General features: G+C 39.2%; 16 protein-coding genes. 3 read left to right on the top strand and 13 right to left on the bottom strand.

Annotated features, from left to right (window positions below):
• Positions 1 to 15: 15 nt before the first annotated feature.
• From HC725_RS15040 to malQ, 10 genes are all read right to left on the bottom strand, one after another.
• The gene (locus HC725_RS15040) at positions 16 to 870 is read right to left on the bottom strand and encodes a tetratricopeptide repeat protein (protein WP_190332688.1); all 855 of its coding nucleotides are present in this window, start codon (positions 868 to 870) and stop codon (positions 16 to 18) included.
• Between the two features lie 222 nt (positions 871 to 1092).
• A complete protein-coding gene (locus HC725_RS15035) occupies positions 1093 to 2400 on the bottom strand; it encodes an NCS2 family permease (protein WP_190332687.1) in 1308 nt (435 codons plus the stop codon).
• A 3-nt stretch (positions 2401 to 2403) separates the two neighbouring features.
• On the bottom strand, positions 2404 to 3531 hold the full coding sequence (locus tag HC725_RS15030) for an adenosine deaminase family protein (RefSeq protein ID WP_190332686.1): 1128 nt from the start codon (positions 3529 to 3531) through the stop codon (positions 2404 to 2406).
• A 124-nt stretch (positions 3532 to 3655) separates the two neighbouring features.
• Positions 3656 to 4564, bottom strand: a complete 909-nt coding sequence (locus HC725_RS15025; protein WP_190332685.1) for a LysR family transcriptional regulator — start codon at positions 4562 to 4564, stop codon at positions 3656 to 3658.
• A gap of 130 nt (positions 4565 to 4694) precedes the next feature.
• Entirely contained in the window at positions 4695 to 4856 is a 162-nt protein-coding gene (locus HC725_RS15020) for a YqaE/Pmp3 family membrane protein (RefSeq protein WP_086980803.1), read from the bottom strand.
• Positions 4857 to 4985: 129 nt separating this feature from the next.
• The gene (locus HC725_RS15015; protein WP_190332684.1) at positions 4986 to 5387 is read right to left on the bottom strand and encodes an OsmC family protein; all 402 of its coding nucleotides are present in this window, start codon (positions 5385 to 5387) and stop codon (positions 4986 to 4988) included.
• A 70-nt stretch (positions 5388 to 5457) separates the two neighbouring features.
• Positions 5458 to 5856, bottom strand: a complete 399-nt coding sequence (locus tag HC725_RS15010; protein WP_190332683.1) for a YccF domain-containing protein — start codon at positions 5854 to 5856, stop codon at positions 5458 to 5460.
• A gap of 105 nt (positions 5857 to 5961) precedes the next feature.
• Positions 5962 to 7329 carry a TrkH family potassium uptake protein gene (locus HC725_RS15005; protein WP_190332682.1) on the bottom strand — a complete coding sequence of 456 codons (1368 nt, stop codon included), beginning with the start codon at positions 7327 to 7329 and terminating at the stop codon, positions 5962 to 5964.
• Between the two features lie 9 nt (positions 7330 to 7338).
• Positions 7339 to 8001, bottom strand: a complete 663-nt coding sequence (locus tag HC725_RS15000; protein ID WP_190332681.1) for a potassium channel family protein — start codon at positions 7999 to 8001, stop codon at positions 7339 to 7341.
• Between the two features lie 385 nt (positions 8002 to 8386).
• Positions 8387 to 10567: a 4-alpha-glucanotransferase gene (gene malQ, locus HC725_RS14995; protein ID WP_190332680.1), complete on the bottom strand. Its 2181-nt coding sequence runs from the start codon at positions 10565 to 10567 to the stop codon at positions 8387 to 8389.
• A 423-nt stretch (positions 10568 to 10990) separates the two neighbouring features.
• On the opposite strand from malQ, the gene malT reads away from it, so the two are divergent.
• The 3 genes from malT (at position 10991) to HC725_RS14980 (ending at position 15518) form a co-directional block, all read left to right on the top strand.
• A complete protein-coding gene (gene malT, locus HC725_RS14990) occupies positions 10991 to 13711 on the top strand; it encodes an HTH-type transcriptional regulator MalT (RefSeq protein ID WP_190332705.1) in 2721 nt (906 codons plus the stop codon).
• 115 nt (positions 13712 to 13826) lie between these two features.
• The gene (locus HC725_RS14985; protein WP_190332679.1) at positions 13827 to 14210 is read left to right on the top strand and encodes a hypothetical protein; all 384 of its coding nucleotides are present in this window, start codon (positions 13827 to 13829) and stop codon (positions 14208 to 14210) included.
• 735 nt (positions 14211 to 14945) lie between these two features.
• Positions 14946 to 15518, top strand: a complete 573-nt coding sequence (locus tag HC725_RS14980) for a DJ-1/PfpI family protein (RefSeq protein WP_190332678.1) — start codon at positions 14946 to 14948, stop codon at positions 15516 to 15518.
• A 137-nt stretch (positions 15519 to 15655) separates the two neighbouring features.
• On the opposite strand, the gene HC725_RS14975 is transcribed toward HC725_RS14980, so the two are convergent.
• The 3 genes from HC725_RS14975 to HC725_RS14965 form a co-directional block, all read right to left on the bottom strand.
• Complete coding sequence (locus tag HC725_RS14975) at positions 15656 to 17179, bottom strand: EAL domain-containing protein (protein ID WP_342365957.1); 1524 nt, start codon at positions 17177 to 17179, stop codon at positions 15656 to 15658.
• Between the two features lie 209 nt (positions 17180 to 17388).
• Complete coding sequence (locus HC725_RS14970) at positions 17389 to 17844, bottom strand: GNAT family N-acetyltransferase (RefSeq protein WP_190332703.1); 456 nt, start codon at positions 17842 to 17844, stop codon at positions 17389 to 17391.
• Between the two features lie 83 nt (positions 17845 to 17927).
• A complete protein-coding gene (locus HC725_RS14965) occupies positions 17928 to 18584 on the bottom strand; it encodes a hypothetical protein (protein ID WP_194687984.1) in 657 nt (218 codons plus the stop codon).
• Positions 18585 to 18658: the final 74 nt, after the last annotated feature.

Genomic DNA, 18658 nt, shown 5'->3' with positions numbered 1-18658 from the left:
TAATTTCAATTAGGGCTAAGCATTATCACCCGGTTCAACAAGTTCATCAAAGCGCGCATTGCCTCTTAACAACTCAAAATCAGGCTCTTCAGATGCCAACTCTCGTAATGAATTACTTGAATCTATCGCCAATATCAAATCATTGATCGCTTGCTCTTCAGCCCCTAGACGAGAATAAGCACACGCTCGTTGATATAACGCATGACCATTACTATCATCTACTTCAAGTACGCGATTACAGATACTTAGTGCCCAGTGGTATTCATTAATTTCCATTGCCGCATCTGCTTTATGAGTAAGCGCTTCAAGGTCACCAGGGCGGATCTTTAAAATTTCATCATAAGTTTCAATTTGTTGTTCCGGCGTTTGAGCGCTTTGAGCCCGTAACCATAAATTATGAACCTCATTGATAATCTCGATCTCTCGATTATTTTCCGTAATTATTCTTGATTTACGCTTTAAGTCCCGCTCCAAAATGCTGAACTTTTTCTCATAAGACATGGTAATTTCATTTAACCGCTTATCCGCCATCTCTTTCGTATTATGTTTGATTTCTTTCAGCGATTGCCAACCGACCAATGCCACTAAGGAAGCAACACCAGCAATAATATAGAAGAAATATGTCACCGTAATATTAGAGTAATTCAATGATTTATCGGCAACTGATAATTCTCTGTCGGTAATTTGAATGATTAAACGGCGCTCTAGGTCTTGTTGATCGGTACGTAACGATTTCAGTTCATCAAGTACATAACGCTCCATCAATGGTTTTTCCATCATTGACGTTTCAGAATATTTTTGAGGTTCATCCGCCACCGCTTGAAAGGTGACAAATAGAGAGAATAAAACAAACAGACAACGTGTGATCATATTAACTTTCCTTCAATCATACATTGATGATCATTAATTGGTTTTTCTAATCATCAAACCTTAACATACCTAGGCGAGAATCACATTGAATCAAAGGGATTAGTATCTATAGTCATCCTTTTTTGCTCTACATAAATAAAAAGGATTACCTTTTAATCGATAATCCTTCTTTTTAACTAAATAACATTAATATATTTAGTCTATTTACTTACCTTTCTCGGCTTAATGACCTGCGACAATTTTAAAATAATAGATCATAGCTAATGCAATTAAATACACCGACCAATGATCTTCCTTTATACGCCCTGTCGCCAATTTTAAAAATGCATACACAACCAAAGCCGCTGCAATACCGTTACCTGAATTGAAGCTAAAAATAGTCATGGCAATACAAACAAATGCTGGTAAGTACTCCGTCAAATCATCGTAATTCACTTTACGCATCGACGTCATCATTGAAAAGCCGATATAAACCAATACTGGAGCGGTTGCTACCGATGGGATCATGGTAGCAAGAGGTGCTAAAAATAATGTTAATGCAAATAATGCGGCGGTAACTATTCCGGTAAAGCCAGTTTTACCCCCCGCCTCTACGCCAGCAGAGCTTTCAAGATAGGTAGTTAATACAGGGCATGAAAATAATGCACCAAAGGTGGTTGCGGTAGAATCAACATGGAAGTTTTTCTCTATACCAGGTAAGTTCCCTTTTTCATCAAGATATCCGGCTTGTGCGCCCACACCTAATAATGTTCCTAAAGTAGAAAAGAAATCCGGAATAAAAAATGCTAATAAAAACGGAATATATTTAAGATCCAACGCACCTAAAACATCAAGCTTAAATGCCATGTCATTAATACTTTGTGGCATAGCAACCAATGAGCTCGGCCATTTCGCTACACCAAATGCCAAACTAATTAAAGTGGTAATAAGGATGGCTAAGATAATCCCGCCTTTTATCTTTCTTGCCGTGAAAAAAAGCACAAGAAAAAAACCAGTAAAAGCGAGTAGTGCAGGCGTAGAAGTAAGATCGCCAAAGTTGAGCACATTTTTATGCGCGTTTGCCACAACGATGCCCGCTTGCTTTAAACCAAGTAAAGCAATAAACAAACCTATCCCAACACCAACAGATACTTTGATGCTATGTGGGATCACTCGGACGATGAAATCTCGAACGCCAAGGAAGGATACCAACATAAATAACACGCCACTGATAAAAACAATGCCAGACGCAATAGGTAAAGGCACGCCGCCGCCCACCAAAGTAAATGAGAAAATCGCAACACTACCTAGCCCCGGACCTAAAACAAAAGGACGATTGGTATACACTGCCATCGCAATAGTGGTAATTACCGTCATCAAAACCGTAACCGTCATCGCTTCTGCAAAAGGTAACCCTGCTTTACTTAGCATTCCAGGTACGACGGCAACAATATACGCCATCGTGGCAAATGTCGTGAATCCAGCAATCGTTTCGGTTTTAAAATCCGTCTTATTTTTATCAAATTCAAAATATTCTTTAATCTTTTGCATGACTTATTCCTTGTCTTTAACCGAAAGATTCGCAGTTACGGATCGATAAATGATTTGTTGTGATACTGGTATTTCTGGAGTGAAATTCAATTGTTGATAAAGTCGGTCAAACTCCTGACTCCATTGCTTAACTAAACTTATTATTGTCTCTTGTGGTAACCAACTTGCATGTAAACTATTGATCATAAAAGTCTTCAGGCTTAATACATCAAAATCAAACTCCTCAACCATAATGCGGTAGCAATTGGTTGTATCCGTGTTATGCATGTGCCAATCATCCGTACAGGGAATAATATTCAAACCCGCTAATGCCATCTCTTTTATTGGATGATTGTTGCTCCACTCTTGTGGACTTGGCCACTGATTCAAAAAATAAGTATTAGAAGGGACAACGGTAAATGGAATTTGTTGCTGGGCATATTTATGCATTAACTCAGGATTATCAATAATACTGTAACCGTGATCAATTCGGTCAACACCAATCAATTCAATACCGGTTTCGACATTACGCCAATGCAAACCAAATTCAGAACAATGGGCGGTGAGTTTATAACCATGGGATTGAGCTAACCGGTATGCTTTCCAAAAATGTTCGACTGGTGCGTTATGTTCTTTGTAGTCAATACCAATACCAAGCACATAAGGATGAGAATGCTCGATCATTGCCTCAACCATCGCAACGGCTTCTTCTGGAGATTTTTCTCTATTAATCGATGGGATTAAACGGACCACAATGCCCCATTGTAACTTCGCTTGATCGATAGCCATCACTAATGCTTGATTCACATCCGAATAATTTAATTCGGTATCCGATGGATTCCAGAACGTTTCAATATATTGAACGCCACATTGGTGAGCATCTTCAGCTACTTCAAGCAAAACACGAGCATAATCTTCAGGCTGGCGCATTAATGTGTATAGAAGTGTCAGTGCAGCAATACCACCTTTAGTTGAACCTGTTTCTTGCTGATAAGCTCGATAATAGCTTTTTGCATCAAGCTCAGATAACGTTACATCATAACGATCAGCAAGATCCATCATCGTTTGCATGCGAACACCGCCAAGTAGATGATAATGAATATCTGCTTTCGGCATTTTATTAATAAATTGAATTAAAGAAAGAGCGGTCATCACTTCAACCAAGTGGTAGGAAACATGACTTAAGTGTGTCCCGTTTCATCCATCCGGTGAAGTGCCTTTATTGATATGCCTATGCCAAAACAGCATAGAAATTAGAATCTAAACTAAAATCGGACTATAACGGTAATGTCCAACCTGTTTCGACTTGTTTATGCAAAGTTTGCCAGAATAATTCACCTGCTTGAGATAACGCCGCTTGGTGTCGATATAGCCGCATCTGATACGGCACACTCCAACGCTGCCTATCAAGAGCAAGCAATTGTCCATTTGCCAATTCATCGGCAATCAAACAATCTGGTAACCATGCTACGCCTTTGCCTCTTATCGCCATATCTTTGTGTAATTGACACATCGAAGATTCAAAGCAAGGTTGGCTTGCAAAACCCAATTCAGATCCGATATGACTTTCAATTAAACGCGCAGTATAACTCTCTGCGGAATAACGTAGATAAGGAATCGCCACCTTTGTATCTGGTGTGTATATTGCCTCACCTTGCTCATTCACACCAGACACCAAAATAAACTCACCTTTGCCAATACAAATGTTCTTAAATGGTGGTTGCAATAACGATAAAATATCAAAAGCGAATAAGACGTCACATTGGCCGTCCACCAAGGATTCAGTCGCAAAATCCACTCTTAAGACATCAACGCTATAAGCAAGTTCTTCCGACAAGAAATCTTGCTCCATAAGATTCATCAATGTTGGGGAGGCCAAAGAATGCGGAGTGGAAATACGCAATGGATTGAATACTGGCTGATTGATGCCTTGAAGCTGATTGATACCATGATCTAATTGCTGGATCAGATGACGAGCCGTAATACGAAATTGTTTACCGGCAGGAGTTAAACTTATAGGGTGAGTATCCCTATTCACCAATTTCTGTCCTACCGCCTCTTCTAACGATTTGATATGCCGACCAAAAGCTGGCTGAGTGATATGCCTGAGATCAGCAGCCCGTGAGAAATTTTTTAAATCACTTAACGCAAGAAAGTCTTGCAGCCATTTAGTGTCTAAATCCATTTATATACCCATCAAATTATTATCAACGGCGTGAAACTAAAAAACGCCTTACCCAATGCGCCTTCTAACAAGATGCATAAGGATAAAGCGTTTTTCTTATTAACTCTAATACAAAAATCTAACGCAGATTTTATTTAGTCACAACCCATAATGCATGGATCATCGCAGGGAAGAAGAAGAGAAAGCATAATACAATATTGATCAGTAAATCTTTACCTACACCACATTTTAAAAACACAGCAACCGGAGGTAAAAGTACCGCTAAAATAATCGCTACTAATTTGTTATCCATAAATATCTCCACATATCTTTACGACAACATTGTCATATCAGGCCTAATTCTACATGAATAGACCAGATAAACTTCAAATTTCAGTTAAATATTCTATTTAAAGTCAATATAAACTGATACGGCTATTTCTTATGCCACAATACTCCAACTATGGGTCATTTCAATACCCGCGCCGAGCATTAAACACACAGAGCAGTACTTTTCTAATGAATCAGCCGCCACTTTAGCCACTACGGCTTCATCCAAATCTTGACCAGCCACTTCGAAATGAATATTAACGTGAGTAAAAATTCGAGGTGCAGTTTCGCGGCGTTCTGTCGTTAATTGTGCCACACAGCTAGACACTTTTTGCTGTGCACTTTTCAATCCATCAATAACATCAACAGAGCTACAACCACCTGCGGCCATTAACACCATTTCCATTGGACTTGGGCCTGTTGCGCCGCCATTTCCATCCATAACAATGGCATGTCCAGATTGTGATTCGCCCACAAATTGAAAACCATCAACCCACTTTACTTGTGCTTGCATAACTACCTCTACATCAATGAGACATGATCATTTTAAATATATCGAGACGAATAAATCCACTTGGCTAACTTTAGCGTATTTTTACGATGGTTTGCCCAATAGGTGCGAGAGAAATAAGCGCCAATTTAATATGTTGGATACCAAATGGAATACCAATAATTGTCACAAAACACGCTACCGCCGCCGTTAAGTGACCAATCGCAAGCCAAATGCCCGCAAACAAAAACCACACAACATTACCAATCATGCCAAGAACACCAGTGCCAATATCATCTCTAAAATTCAATTCATTGCGTTTAATAGCTTCTTTGCCAAAAGGGAAAAAAGTAAAAGTACCAATCACAAAGCAAGATTTTGCCCATGGAATACAAATCAGACTGATAATGCACAGCACACCGGCCAACCACCATGCCAACCCCATGAAAACGCCACCGAGTAAAAACCAAATAATATTACCAATCGTCCGCATACTGCCTCTCTTTTATACGTCTCTGTAATTTCGCTAATGAGAGCATAATAAACGAAAGGCGAGCTGTATAGCTCGCCTCTTCAAAATACTCAAATTCTTACATTATTAACCAGTTAAGACGTTATCTTCTGGGTATTTCAATAAAGTTGGTTTAGGTTTTGCCAACATATAAGCGAGCGTTAATGGCCCGAGACGACCAATGATCATCACCACCACCATAATATATTTACCCGGCTCAGATAATTCAGCGGTTAGTCCAGCGGTTAAGCCGACTGTTGCAAAAGCTGAAATAGTTTCAAACATTACCTTATCAAAGCTGCTTTTCTCCGTCAGCATCAATAAAAACATTGCTAACGTTAAAAGAATACCACTCACCACAATGATGGCTAAAGAGCGCGTGACTTTCGGCCAACTTACAGTACGCCTAAACATCACCACATTTTGCTTTTGTCTTAAAAATGACCACGTTGCCACCACCGCGACTACGAAGGTAGACACTTTGATACCACCACCAGTAGAAGCCGAGCCAGCACCAATGAGCATTAAAACAATCATGATTAATAAAGCTGGTTGGCCAAACTGGCTTATATCAACGCTATTAAATCCTGCGGTACGAGCCGTTGCCGATTGAAAGAAAGCTGCCAACCATTTCCCTTCCCCCGTTAGGCTTCCCATGGTATGAACATTGTTATGCTCAAGTAGCCAAAACATAATCGTGCCGAACAATAATAAAGCAGGTGTGGCAACTAACATTATTTTAGTATGGAGGTTTAAGCCTCTAAAGCCGTTCTGCCAATTCGCACTCACATCCGCAATAACTGTGAAACCTAGTCCACCGAAGATAAATAATAAGGCCAGAGGAATAACAACCCCAGGATCGGAAACATAACCCATTAAGCTGTCAGAAAATAACGAAAATCCTGCATTATTAAAAGCCGAAATCGCGTGAAAAAGAGAATAATACAACCCCTTTCCCCAACCCAATTCAGGTACCCAGGTAAACGCTAAAATTGCCATGCCAATCATTTCTGCGATCAAGGCAAATATGATGATTTTTTTCACCAATTTTCGTAGATTTATGCCTTTACCTTGTCCTAATGCTTCTTTCGCCACAGACTGCTGTTTTAGGCTCATACGAACGCCAAAGATATACAACAAAATGGCCGATAGTGTCATTTGCCCTAAACCGCCAATTTGCATCAGTATTAGCAACAAAACCTGTCCAGCAATCGTGAAGTGCTGCCCTGTATCCACCACTCCTAACCCCGTCACACTGATCGCAGACGTCGCAGTAAATAGTGCATCGGTAAAAGATAAGCCATATACCGAAAATATTGGCAGCGTTAAAAGCACAGCTGATGGGATTAAAATAGAAAGAAAGCTGCCTAAAATAATTTTCGGCTCTGACCAACCCTTTTTTTCACCATCTTGCTTAATGGCAAACAGCGATCCTCTATTATTAATAATCGTCATAACCTGCTCTTATATTGATTTCAATCGATGAGCCATTGAAGAATGCGGCCCTACAATAAAGAGAATATCGCCGAGCTCTAACGTTGTTTCGTATTCAGGCGAATCTAGAATCTCCGAACCTCTTTTTATAGCTAACACCTTCATATCAGGGTCTTTACATACTGAAATGTCACCCAATTTTTTACCCATATTTTTAAGCGCAATTACTATTTCAGAAATTGCCAAACCGCTACCAATGTCATGAAAGTCAAACACTCGGCGATCCAACATTTTACGTGCAACACGGATCCCCATATCACGCTCTGGTAAAATGACATGATCCGCGCCTATTTTTTGTAGAATTTTGGCATGAAACTTATCGTTCGCTTTAACCCATACACTTTTGGCACCTGATTCTTTGACCACCAGCGTTGTTAAAATACTGGAATTAACATCAGAACCAATAGCCACCATCACCATATCGTATTCATCTAACTTTAATTCTTGCGCCGTTTCTTCATTAGCACAATTCGCCACAATGGCATTAGTCGCAATATTAGAGACCGCTTTCACTCGATCTTCATTAATATCGACAGCTAGTACTTCAACGCCAGAATCGCATAACTCTTGGCACACAGCACTACCAAAACGCCCTAAACCAATTACGGCAAATTGCTTATTTGCTAATTTCATATTCGTTATAACCTTCTTAATATTGTTTCAAGCACTGCTATACACAAAATAATCGCTCATCAAGACAAGTAATATTGATGAGTAGAATTTCATTGTCATCGTGATTTCTGTGTGTTTTTAATATAGATGATAAACCAAAGTCTTTATGCTTTTTAGACTCTTAAACCGCTATGCTACCTTTTTTTAGATTCTCATCGCGATTTTTATTTTAAGGCTGGACAATATACCATCAAAATTAGTGTGACAATGAAGAATCAAAGTAAAAACAAACAAATCTGACCGACACAAAAACGCCAGTCACCGTAAGTTATGTAAACAAACCGGATCGACTGGCGCTTTTTGTTATTTAGATCTTGTAAGGTTTTATCCTGCTACTTGTCTACCTTCATTGACGAGCCTCCGTCAGGTTACGCTCTAGTTCTTGGATATCATCACGCTCAAATAACGTTTGCAGTGTTGAAGTCAATTTACGACGCCAGTTCGGATATTCATCCATGGTTCCCGGAACATTCACCGGCGTATCCATTTCAAGCCAATCTTCCAATTGCAAGCTCAGTAATGCACTCGAACCACTTGCCATATGGATTTGCATCGCTTCACTCAACTCTCGATTGATCATCACATTGCCACCTTCATCTCGTGTCACATTAGGCAGACGATCATAGGTAAGTAATGTGTCAATAATATGGCTACGACGAGTTTTTCTATCGTCAAATAATACTTGCAGTTGATCGGCATCAGGATACAAGCCAATCTCTTGACCAAGCTTTAAATCCGCACCATTCCAAAATCCGCGTAACGTTGGCATATCATGGGTACACAAAGCCGTCATCGATTGCTGTTTGTATTGATCCGGCGCGATATATTGACCATTTTCATCAGTTTCAAAGAAAAATACTTTGTAAGAGTGGATACCCGCATCATTGAGCTTTTCAACAATTTCTTCTGGCACAGTTCCCAAATCTTCACCAATCACTGTGCATTGATTACGATGGCTTTCAAGCGCCAAGATCGACATTAAATCATCGACTGGGTAATACATGTACGCCCCATCTTTGGCGGTTTTACCTTTCGGGATCCACCACAAACGCAGCAAGCCTAAAACATGATCAATTCTCAACGCGCCACAATGACGCATGTTGGCCTGCAACAAATCAATAAACGGTTGGTAAGCTTTAGCTTTTAATGTGTGTGGATTTAATGGCGGCAATCCCCAGTTTTGACCAAGCGGGCCAAAAATATCTGGTGGTGCACCAGTGCTCACATCTTGACAAAGTGCACCGTGATCCGCCCAAGTTTCAGCGCCAGAATCACACACGCCAACCGCTAAATCACGATACAAACCCATTACCATTTTTTTATCAATCGCGAAATTTTGAACTTGATTTAACTGCTCATCTGCCAGCCATTGTAAGTACATAAACAACTGAACTTGTTCTTGATTATCTTTAATGAAAGTTTGAACGGCAGCATTATCGAAATGTTGATAGGTAGATTCAAAAACCGGCCACCCCCAAACAGAATCATTTTGCGCTTTCAATTCACCATGCAACGCATCAAAAGCCGCTTGATGCATTAAACTCTCGCCACCTTCTTCCACAAACGAAAGGAAAGCTTGAGCACGCGGTGTATTAATGAGCAGTTCTTGTTCTACAAAAGTGCGATATAACTCTGGTAGCACCGCCATTTTCAATGCAGATACTTCGGTATAATCAACCCACTTTGTATCTCTATTCACTTGTAAGCGTTGCTGAAAATCAACATCAGATACTAACGCTTGCGCCGCTTCGCTGTTAGTAAACTCCGGCGCTGCTTCAACATCAATGTACATAACATTTAACCAACGACGAGACGATGGGCTGTACGGACTAGCACCTTCAGGATTAGCAGGAAATAGTGAATGAATAGGATTTAGCCCAACAAAGTCACCACCGTTATCGGCAATTTTTCCAACCAAGAATTTAAGGTCGCTAAAATCGCCAATGCCCCAATTAGTTTCTGAGGTCACAGAATAAAGCTGAATGCTCGGGCCCCATAAACGCTTGCCTTCCACCAATTCAGGCTGTTTAAAACACGCTTGTGGTGTAATGATTAACGACATTTCAAACGGCTTATTACGACGCTTACGCACCAAGGAAAGCTGGTGATACCCTAACGGTAAATTACTCGATAAAGAAAAGATTAAATAACCAAGTTGTTGGCGGTTATCTTCCACTACTTGAGACTCTAAATAGCCTTCAAAAGTTTGTCCCTGTTCCGTAATGATTTGCCATGAAAACTCGCTCACACGTGCCGATGCAGCAATATGCAATTTTATATGCACATCTTTACCTTGATGCACCACTTGTACACTGGGCAGAACATCGACGTTATTTCGTTGCTCTGCTTGCTCCAATAGCAGCTGTTCATCTTGCGTGTCATAACCCAAGGCTTGCAACAAATCTTCAATCGTTTTATCGCTAACATAGGCTTCATCTCCCCACGCGCTAATATAACGATCCACAATTCCTTCTTGTTTCGCCACTTGCTTTAATACCGTTTGAGACGGTCTATTTGAGTTTTGCATTGAATGCTCCATCGGCAACGTATCGAATCTTCCATAGTCAGGATCCGAAATCAGTAATATCGTTAGGGTAAGTTTGCCGAGGAATCGAGAGATTCGCATCCTCCTTCAAAAACAGGCAAAGGGAGGAGGATTGGGGCGTAGTTGGAGAGATCATTGAACAAAGTGAGATCTAGAGCAAAAAATACAACCGAAATCAGAACAAGGTCACATAAGAATGGACTCTGCATGCTAGTTTAGTATGAAACTGACCATACAGATTCATCAAAAAAAACATGAAATCTTGATCTGTATTACAGATTTATACTAATAAGAACATGCTAATCTAAGCCCCTATTTATGACATACGATAAAAATACAGCTATCACAGAATAGCGTAATGAGATTAACCACTTTTGCTGCATACCAAAGAGAATGAATACTGCCATGTGGATACCATCCAAACTTAACCGCCCTGCTCGTTTACACAACGCCATTTTGCGCTCGCGTTTATTAGAATCGCTCACTCATGCGCCTTATTACAAACTGGTATTATTTCGCTCACCAGCAGGTTACGGTAAAACCACGATGGCAGCGCAATGGCTGAATAATCATCCAAACTTGGGTTGGTTTAATATTGATGACAGTGACAATGATATTTTCCGCTTTGCCAATTATTTTCTACAAGCCTTTAATAAAGCCACCGATCAATCTTGCCCTAACACACAAGCTATTGCAGAACGTCGCCAATTTGCCAATTTAACCAGTTTATTTAGCGAGCTGTTTGCCGAGTTCGGTTTTAACCAAACCCAGACGTATGTGGTGCTAGATGATTATCACTTAATCACCAACGATGAAATCCATGACGGCATGCGTTTTTTACTCAAACATATGCCAGACAACATTACACTCGTCGTTACCAGCCGAACCCATCCACCACTCAACATTGCCAATTTACGCGTGCGTGATTTACTGATTGAAGTAGACCATTCTCTGCTGGCGTTTGATCAAGAAGAAACCACTCGCTTTTTTCAAAAACGTATTGCTGATAATCAGTACGAGTCTCAAGTTTTAGAGTCATTACGTTCACAAGTGGAGGGTTGGGCCTCTGCCCTACAACTGATTGCGCTACATGCCCAACAATTTCCGGGGGCATTAGAAAGCTCGGCTGTCTCCATCGCAAATTTCAACCAAGATCATATTTGGGATTATTTAGCTGAAGAAGTGTTTGATCAACTCACACCCGATTTGCAAACCTTTTTATTGCAATGCTCGGTGCTCGATATTTTTAACGCCGAACTCGTCGCTGAATTAACGGGGCGAACCGATTCATTAGCTATGCTCGATTCATTAAATCGCTTTGGTTTATTTATTCAACCTTTAGAAGGCGCTGATAACTGGTATCGATTCCATCATCTTTTTGCAGAGTTTTTACGCCATCGTCGCTATTCGCAAATTCCAGAGCAACGTTATCAACTGCACACGAATGCCGCTAAAGCATGGCTAAAACAAGATCGACCACAAAGCGCATTAATGCATGCTCAAAAAGTATCTGATGACCAATTATTGAGTGAAATTTTAATTCAGTATGGCTGGCAAATGTTTAATCATGGCGAGCTTAGTGTGCTGGAAAAAGCCATTGAAACATTAAGCGATGACATCTTATTCACGTCACCTCGATTATGCTTACTGCGGGCATGGCTGGCGCAAAGTCAGCATCGCTATAACCAAGTATCGGCTTTGATTTTAGAAGCAGAAGAAAAGCTAGCCATAAGAAACATCGAACTAACTGATGCTCAAATTGGTGAATTTAAAGCTCTCGGCGCGCAAGTCGCCATTAACCAAAACAACCCAGATTTTGCTCTGGAAACCGCGCAATTTGCCCTACAACAATTACCACAGACGAGTTCTCGTAGCCGTATTGTCGCGACCTCTGTCATTGGTGAGGTTTATCACTGTATTGGTCAATTAGATAAGGCGTTTGAGACGATGCAAAAGACCGAAATCATGGCGCGAGAAGCCAAAGTCTATCCTCAAACCTTATGGGCCATTTTGCAGCAAAGTGAGATTCAACTGGCGCGTGGTTTTGGTCAAGCTGCTTTCGAATTATTGTCTAAAGCAGAATTACTGATCAAAGAACAACAATTACACCAACTTCCATTGCATGAATTCATGTTGCGTATCAAAGCTCAAATATTGTGGTGTTGGAATCGCTTAGAAGAAGCCGAACAATGCGCTCATGCCAGTTTAGCCGTGCTTGCTCCTTACGATATTGCCAAGTCTTTACAGTGCTATTCCATGCTTGCGCGTATTGCAATTTCTCGCGGCGAACTCGACAAAGCTGCACGGTATTTAGAGACCTGCAACCAATTAAAAACCAGCAATCAATATCACGTTGATTGGCAAGCCAACGCCGACTTTAGCCACCTTTTATATTGGGAAGCAGTTCGTGATAACAATGCCATTCAGCAGTGGCTTGCCAACAGTGAAGAACCTACCGTTGCAGAAAATCATTTCCAGCAATTACAATGGCGTAATATTGCAAGAGCGAGCATGGCAACCGGCGATCTTACTAGAGCCAGCGACATTTTAGCCAAACTGCAACACTCGGCAAAAACACATAAATTGGTCGCTGATCGCAATCGAAACTTGGTGCTTGAAGCCGTACTCGCCACGCTCAACAATGATAAAACCAAAGCCTTAGAATATATTAGCGATGCGTTAACTCTCACTAATAGCACCGGTATGATTGGCAATTTTTTATGTAATCGTGATTATATTTTGCCAATTTTAAAAACTCTGATTCAAAACAAGCAACTGGCCGAATTAGAGCAACACCGAGCGCAAAGTTTGATCCAACTAATGTCGAGTAAAGAACAGAACCGTTCAGTCCATTTCGATGAAGCTTTTGTCGAAAAACTACTCAATCATCCAGAAGTACCCGAACTTATTCGCACTAGCCCGTTGACTCAACGAGAATGGCAAGTGCTAGGTTTAATCTATGTCGGATTTAGTAATGACCAAATTGCCAATGAATTTGAGGTTGCGCCCACCACCATCAAAACCCACATTCGAAACTTATATCAAAAAATGGGGCTAGATAATCGACAACATGCCATTCGTACCGCTGAACATTTGATTCATTTAATGGGATTTAGCGCCGAATGATGTATGCATTCACGAGAGATAAATCACAGCTTACCAACCCATAAAATGATATTAGTAGGATGCGTATTATTTCTTGAATTCAAGTATTAGTAGCCCAAAGATTAAGGATGATCCCATGGCCACGTTTCTCACGCGTAATAAGCACAAGCCCTCTTCATTTATTGCTCTGTCTCGAATCGAGCGAGTCATCTTTGTCTTAGTTACTGCAGCACTGATCTTTGGTGCGATTTACTTTGTGCAAAACCGCACTCACCAACGCGACTACATCAATACCTTAAATCAATACCAATACGATTTTAATCAAGCCTGCCAACTCGCCCTAAATTCAGGAATGGACCGCGACAATAATTACTGCCAAGCTGCCGAAGAAAATAACCATAAACTAACCTTGGCACTTAAAGATCAAGAAATTACACTGGCTGAATGGATGGATTTGAAACTAATTTATGATGAAAGGTTTGTAAGTTTTCAAACTCAAATTGATAACGAGTCAAAATAATTGAACTAGGTAAATATACCGTTTCAGACGAACTATTTATTATCAAAAATGATTCAAGTTGATATGTATTTAATCGTGAAGGTAACCTTTTTACCGACTCTGACATCTTGTTCAAAGTGGCTCAGTATCGTTGACTCAACATAATTTTGGTTCAAAACATAGATGCAGACAAAGAAAGAAATTCATACTTAGTATCTGAAGTAAAAAGGGAAATTTTGGTCCTGCTATATTGTGATACTTGTGATTTTTTATGGTTATAATCGCAATTCGTGATTATTAAAATAATAAGACCATGTTGATACTAAATATTCCTCTTATTAAATCTTAAATATGGCCCAGTATTTTTAGCTTGAAATTCAATGAACTTTACTAGCTTAGCGAAACACTCTAATTAACTACCATATTAAAAATAATATGGTAGTTAATGTATACTCTATTCTGAATATGAACAATATCCACCTTTGTGATGAGGACCTGTTCCACCATGTGGATGCTGGCCTTTTGGACAAGCAAATACGCTAGTTGATGCTAAAGAAATAAGTGTAATTAGTATTAAAGAAATCAGCTTTTTCATAAAATATCATAACAATTTGTAATAGAATGCACATAATACTGGTTTTTAGCGATATTTATCCAATTTTGGTCACAATTTTAATGTATTAGAAATAATTCATAGCGTTCTTAATTTTAGTTACTTATACAACTTGAAAAATATAATTTGTACACGGAGGTGCAATGAACATTGGAATTTATATTTATGATGAAGCTGAAGTTTTAGATTTTTCAGGGCCTTTCGAAGTGTTCAGTACCGCAAAGCGTTTGAGTGCAAAAGAATGGAATGTATTTTTGATTGCAGAAAAACTTACGCCTGTTTCTGCTCGGGGTGGTTATAACGTTCTGCCGCATTATTCCTTTCAAAATCATCCAACAATTGATTTGTTAATTGTGGTTGGTGGTGTGCATACCGAAGAAATGCATAAACAAAATGTACTTAGATGGATAAAATCGGTCGACCAAACAGCAAAACATATGGCATCGGTATGTACTGGCGCATTTTTACTCGCCAATGCCGGGCTGCTTGATGGCTTATCCGTGACAACCCACTGGGAGGATATTCCTGATCTGAAAAGGAGTTTTTCGAGTTTAACTGTTGTCAATAATAAGCGTTGGATAAACGAGGGGAAATACACCACATCAGGTGGAATATCGGCGGGTATAGACATGAGTTTAAATTTGGTGGCGCAATTAAAAAATCAAGCACTGGCAGATATGGTGGCACATCAAATGGAATATCGTTGGCAGAAATAACTGTCATGCAGTTTAAACAAGCTCAAGTCAGGCGAATACAAATACGTTCTCAGATATTCAGGCAAACATAAGATTGCCATTGCTTGTCCATAAGGCATGACGATGAAAATGAAAGGTCGTGTTGTATGTTATTTGAATTACGTAACAAAGCTCAGGTATTTTCGAATAAATTCATCTAGTGGGATTGGTTCACCGTAAAAATAACCTTGAAGATAGTCCACACCATTTTCTTTTAGATAATCAACCTGAACTTGATCTTCAACCCCTTCAGCAGTCAGACTCAGATTCAATCTTCTGGCTAAATCTATAATATTATCCACCAATGGTGCGGAAACGGCATCACTACCAATTAAATCAATAAAGCTTTTATCGATTTTAATATAATCAAAATTTAAATTATTAATGGCAGATAAACTGGCGTTGCCGGTTCCAAAATCATCAACCGCCATTTGTACTCCCATGGAGTGTAAAGTATCAAATACCGCTCTGGCTTCACCGTAATTATCAATGATGCCTCTTTCTGTTAGCTCTAAAACTAAAAAAGCACCTTGGCTAATAGGGCTTGCTAGAAATTCATTACAGCTATCAATTAAAGATTGTTGATTCGATTTTTCAAAATGCTGCACACAAATATTAATAGAAATATGAAACCCTTTAGGTAGACCATATGGCATTTTTTCAAAAGCATGTATGGTGCTAGTAAACAGCTGGCGAGTCATCGGAATAATCAGTCCCGAGCGTTCGGCTAATGGAATAAATTCATCCGGACACACCACACCTAACGATTTATGGTTCCAACGGATCAAAATCTCTAAACCAGAAAGTTCACCGTTAGCATTCATAACTGGCTGCCCATATGGGACAAAATGATTCTTATCGATCCCTTCTTTCATAATTAAAACACTAGAATTTTTCTCTACATTTAGAAAAACTGAGCGACTAATAACAATCGAAAGTACCACTAATAACAGGATTATCCATCCATAGCGCTGATAAAGCTCGGTAACGTAAGTATTAAAAGATATATAGGTATGAACGTTGAAGTTATATTTTTGAGAGTAGGCAATTAAATTAAAAGGGCTTATATCATCGTGTAAGACACCCTCTTTACCCATCCATTGATTAAAGGACTGAATTTGAAAGTTTTCATTTGAATCAATGAGGGACAAGATAGACAAGAAAGAACTGCCATTCAGCGTAATAGAGACGGCATTTTTTCCTTTCGATTTTTTTATTACTCCAATAATGTTTCCTGGTTCGATAATATTTGATTTCATCAGGATTAATTGATTTTTGCGTGAATCGATATTAGGTATAGAAAGACGAATCAAACCATTGTAAGTTGAACACACTACCTCCGAATTCACTAATAGACTCACGGTTTGAAATTCTGGATATCGAATGGCTAAATCAACTAGCTTTGGCTTGACATTAGGGCAAGGTTCAGTTGCAAGCGGCATTATTTGATCAATGATAAGAGAGCTGGTATCCAATATTTTATCAATTTCAATAACGGCCTTATTTAAGCTATCTTGCTTTTCACTATTAAAATTGTTTATTCCTTGCACGATAACAATAGCCATGCCGAACACAAAACAACCGACAGCTGTAATGCAAGTTACCCCCCACTGCCGAAATTTAAAGCTAGCATTTATAATCACAATGGTTGTCTCACTAGGAAAGCTGCCTCAAAGGCTGTTAGTTTAATTTCTTATAAAAACAGTATATTATACTTAAAACCCGCAATACACCTACAAATTATCACATTATTAAATGTATCAATAATATATGATAATCACTGCATAAGATTAGATCTAAATCTTCAATTTCGTACCAACATAACCGTAATACTGCGATATAACGCGATTCATTAATTTATATTACGTGCAATCATTAAGACTTCATCTGCTGAGTATAGCTGAGAAATGGTTGTTTCAACTTCGGCTCCTAAAGTTGATTTATACAACTGTTGAGCAAAGTTGTCCGCTCTGGTCGTCACTAAAATATGTTTTAATCGTGAGCCATCATCTGCTAACTGTTTCTTGATTAAGGGCAGTGAGTCCATAATCAGTCTACGTCCTATCCCTTTTCCTTGATGATGTGACGATACGGCTAATTGCTCTAGCTCTAACACGGCTTCAGGACGAAACCCACTTTTTTGGATCCAGCTAATATAACCCACAATGTCATGATTTTTTTCAGCAACAAAACACAGTATTCTAGGAAAGGCGTTTAAATTACAAGCTAACCATTCATAAGATCGTTGTTGCCTTACGAAAGCTAATTTATGCACTTCCGTTACTCCATTTAAATCCGCCCTTTCCATCAATCTTATCTTCATAAAACGCCATCCTCACTAATTCAGCCAGAACCAAAATCATCCTAATACTCAACGTATTGCTAGAAATATTACTTAAGAGTACACACAGTTAACGATTTAGTTTCAGATAAATGTTGATACCAGTTATTAAACACCAACTCAAATTCAGTGAAAGAAATACATCCAAAATCATAATCTTGATATTCACGTAATTTATTGACCAATTGCTTAGCATCCCCCAATTGAGAACTAAATCGTATCGCAGTAATATGCGCGGTTGAAATGGTATATCGACTATCAATAGTAGAACGCAATGACGACTGTTTAAAATGCATTCGCAATTTATTTCGTAACTCATTCAGCCCTTCGCCCACAGGAAACCCTTTAATTAATACACAAGATGATGAAGCGGTTACTCCTACAAATTTAATATTAATAGGTTTTACTTCTTTTATGCATTGGCTAAAAATTTTAATGTAAGGGTAAGGATCGACATCATTAAGTGTAAAGCCCGTAATACAATTGATAATGGATAGAATAGTCAGATGTAACTCTTGCTGAGGATAATAGTATTGATTCGGTTCAATATGGTGTATTTGAGGTAGAAAATCGCCAATGGATTGAGTCACTTCAAGATTGTTGTTGGATAAGTACGCTAATGCTGTAATACCTCGACGGCTGTCTGCTGGGTCATGAATAGAGGTATCGATTTCATACTTGTCAACACCAGTTGAAATCTGATCCACTTTTTTAAAAATTCACCGTTTTAATATTGATCCACTTATTTGCTCAGCTATTGCTAATTTCTAATATTCCAGCT

Origin of the sequence: Vibrio sp. S17_S38 (assembly GCF_014694375.1) — a bacterium.
In the GTDB taxonomy this organism is placed as follows: domain Bacteria; phylum Pseudomonadota; class Gammaproteobacteria; order Enterobacterales; family Vibrionaceae; genus Vibrio.
The sequence above is the reverse complement of the archived record's forward strand: the minus strand, read 5'-3'. Positions and strand labels throughout refer to the sequence as shown.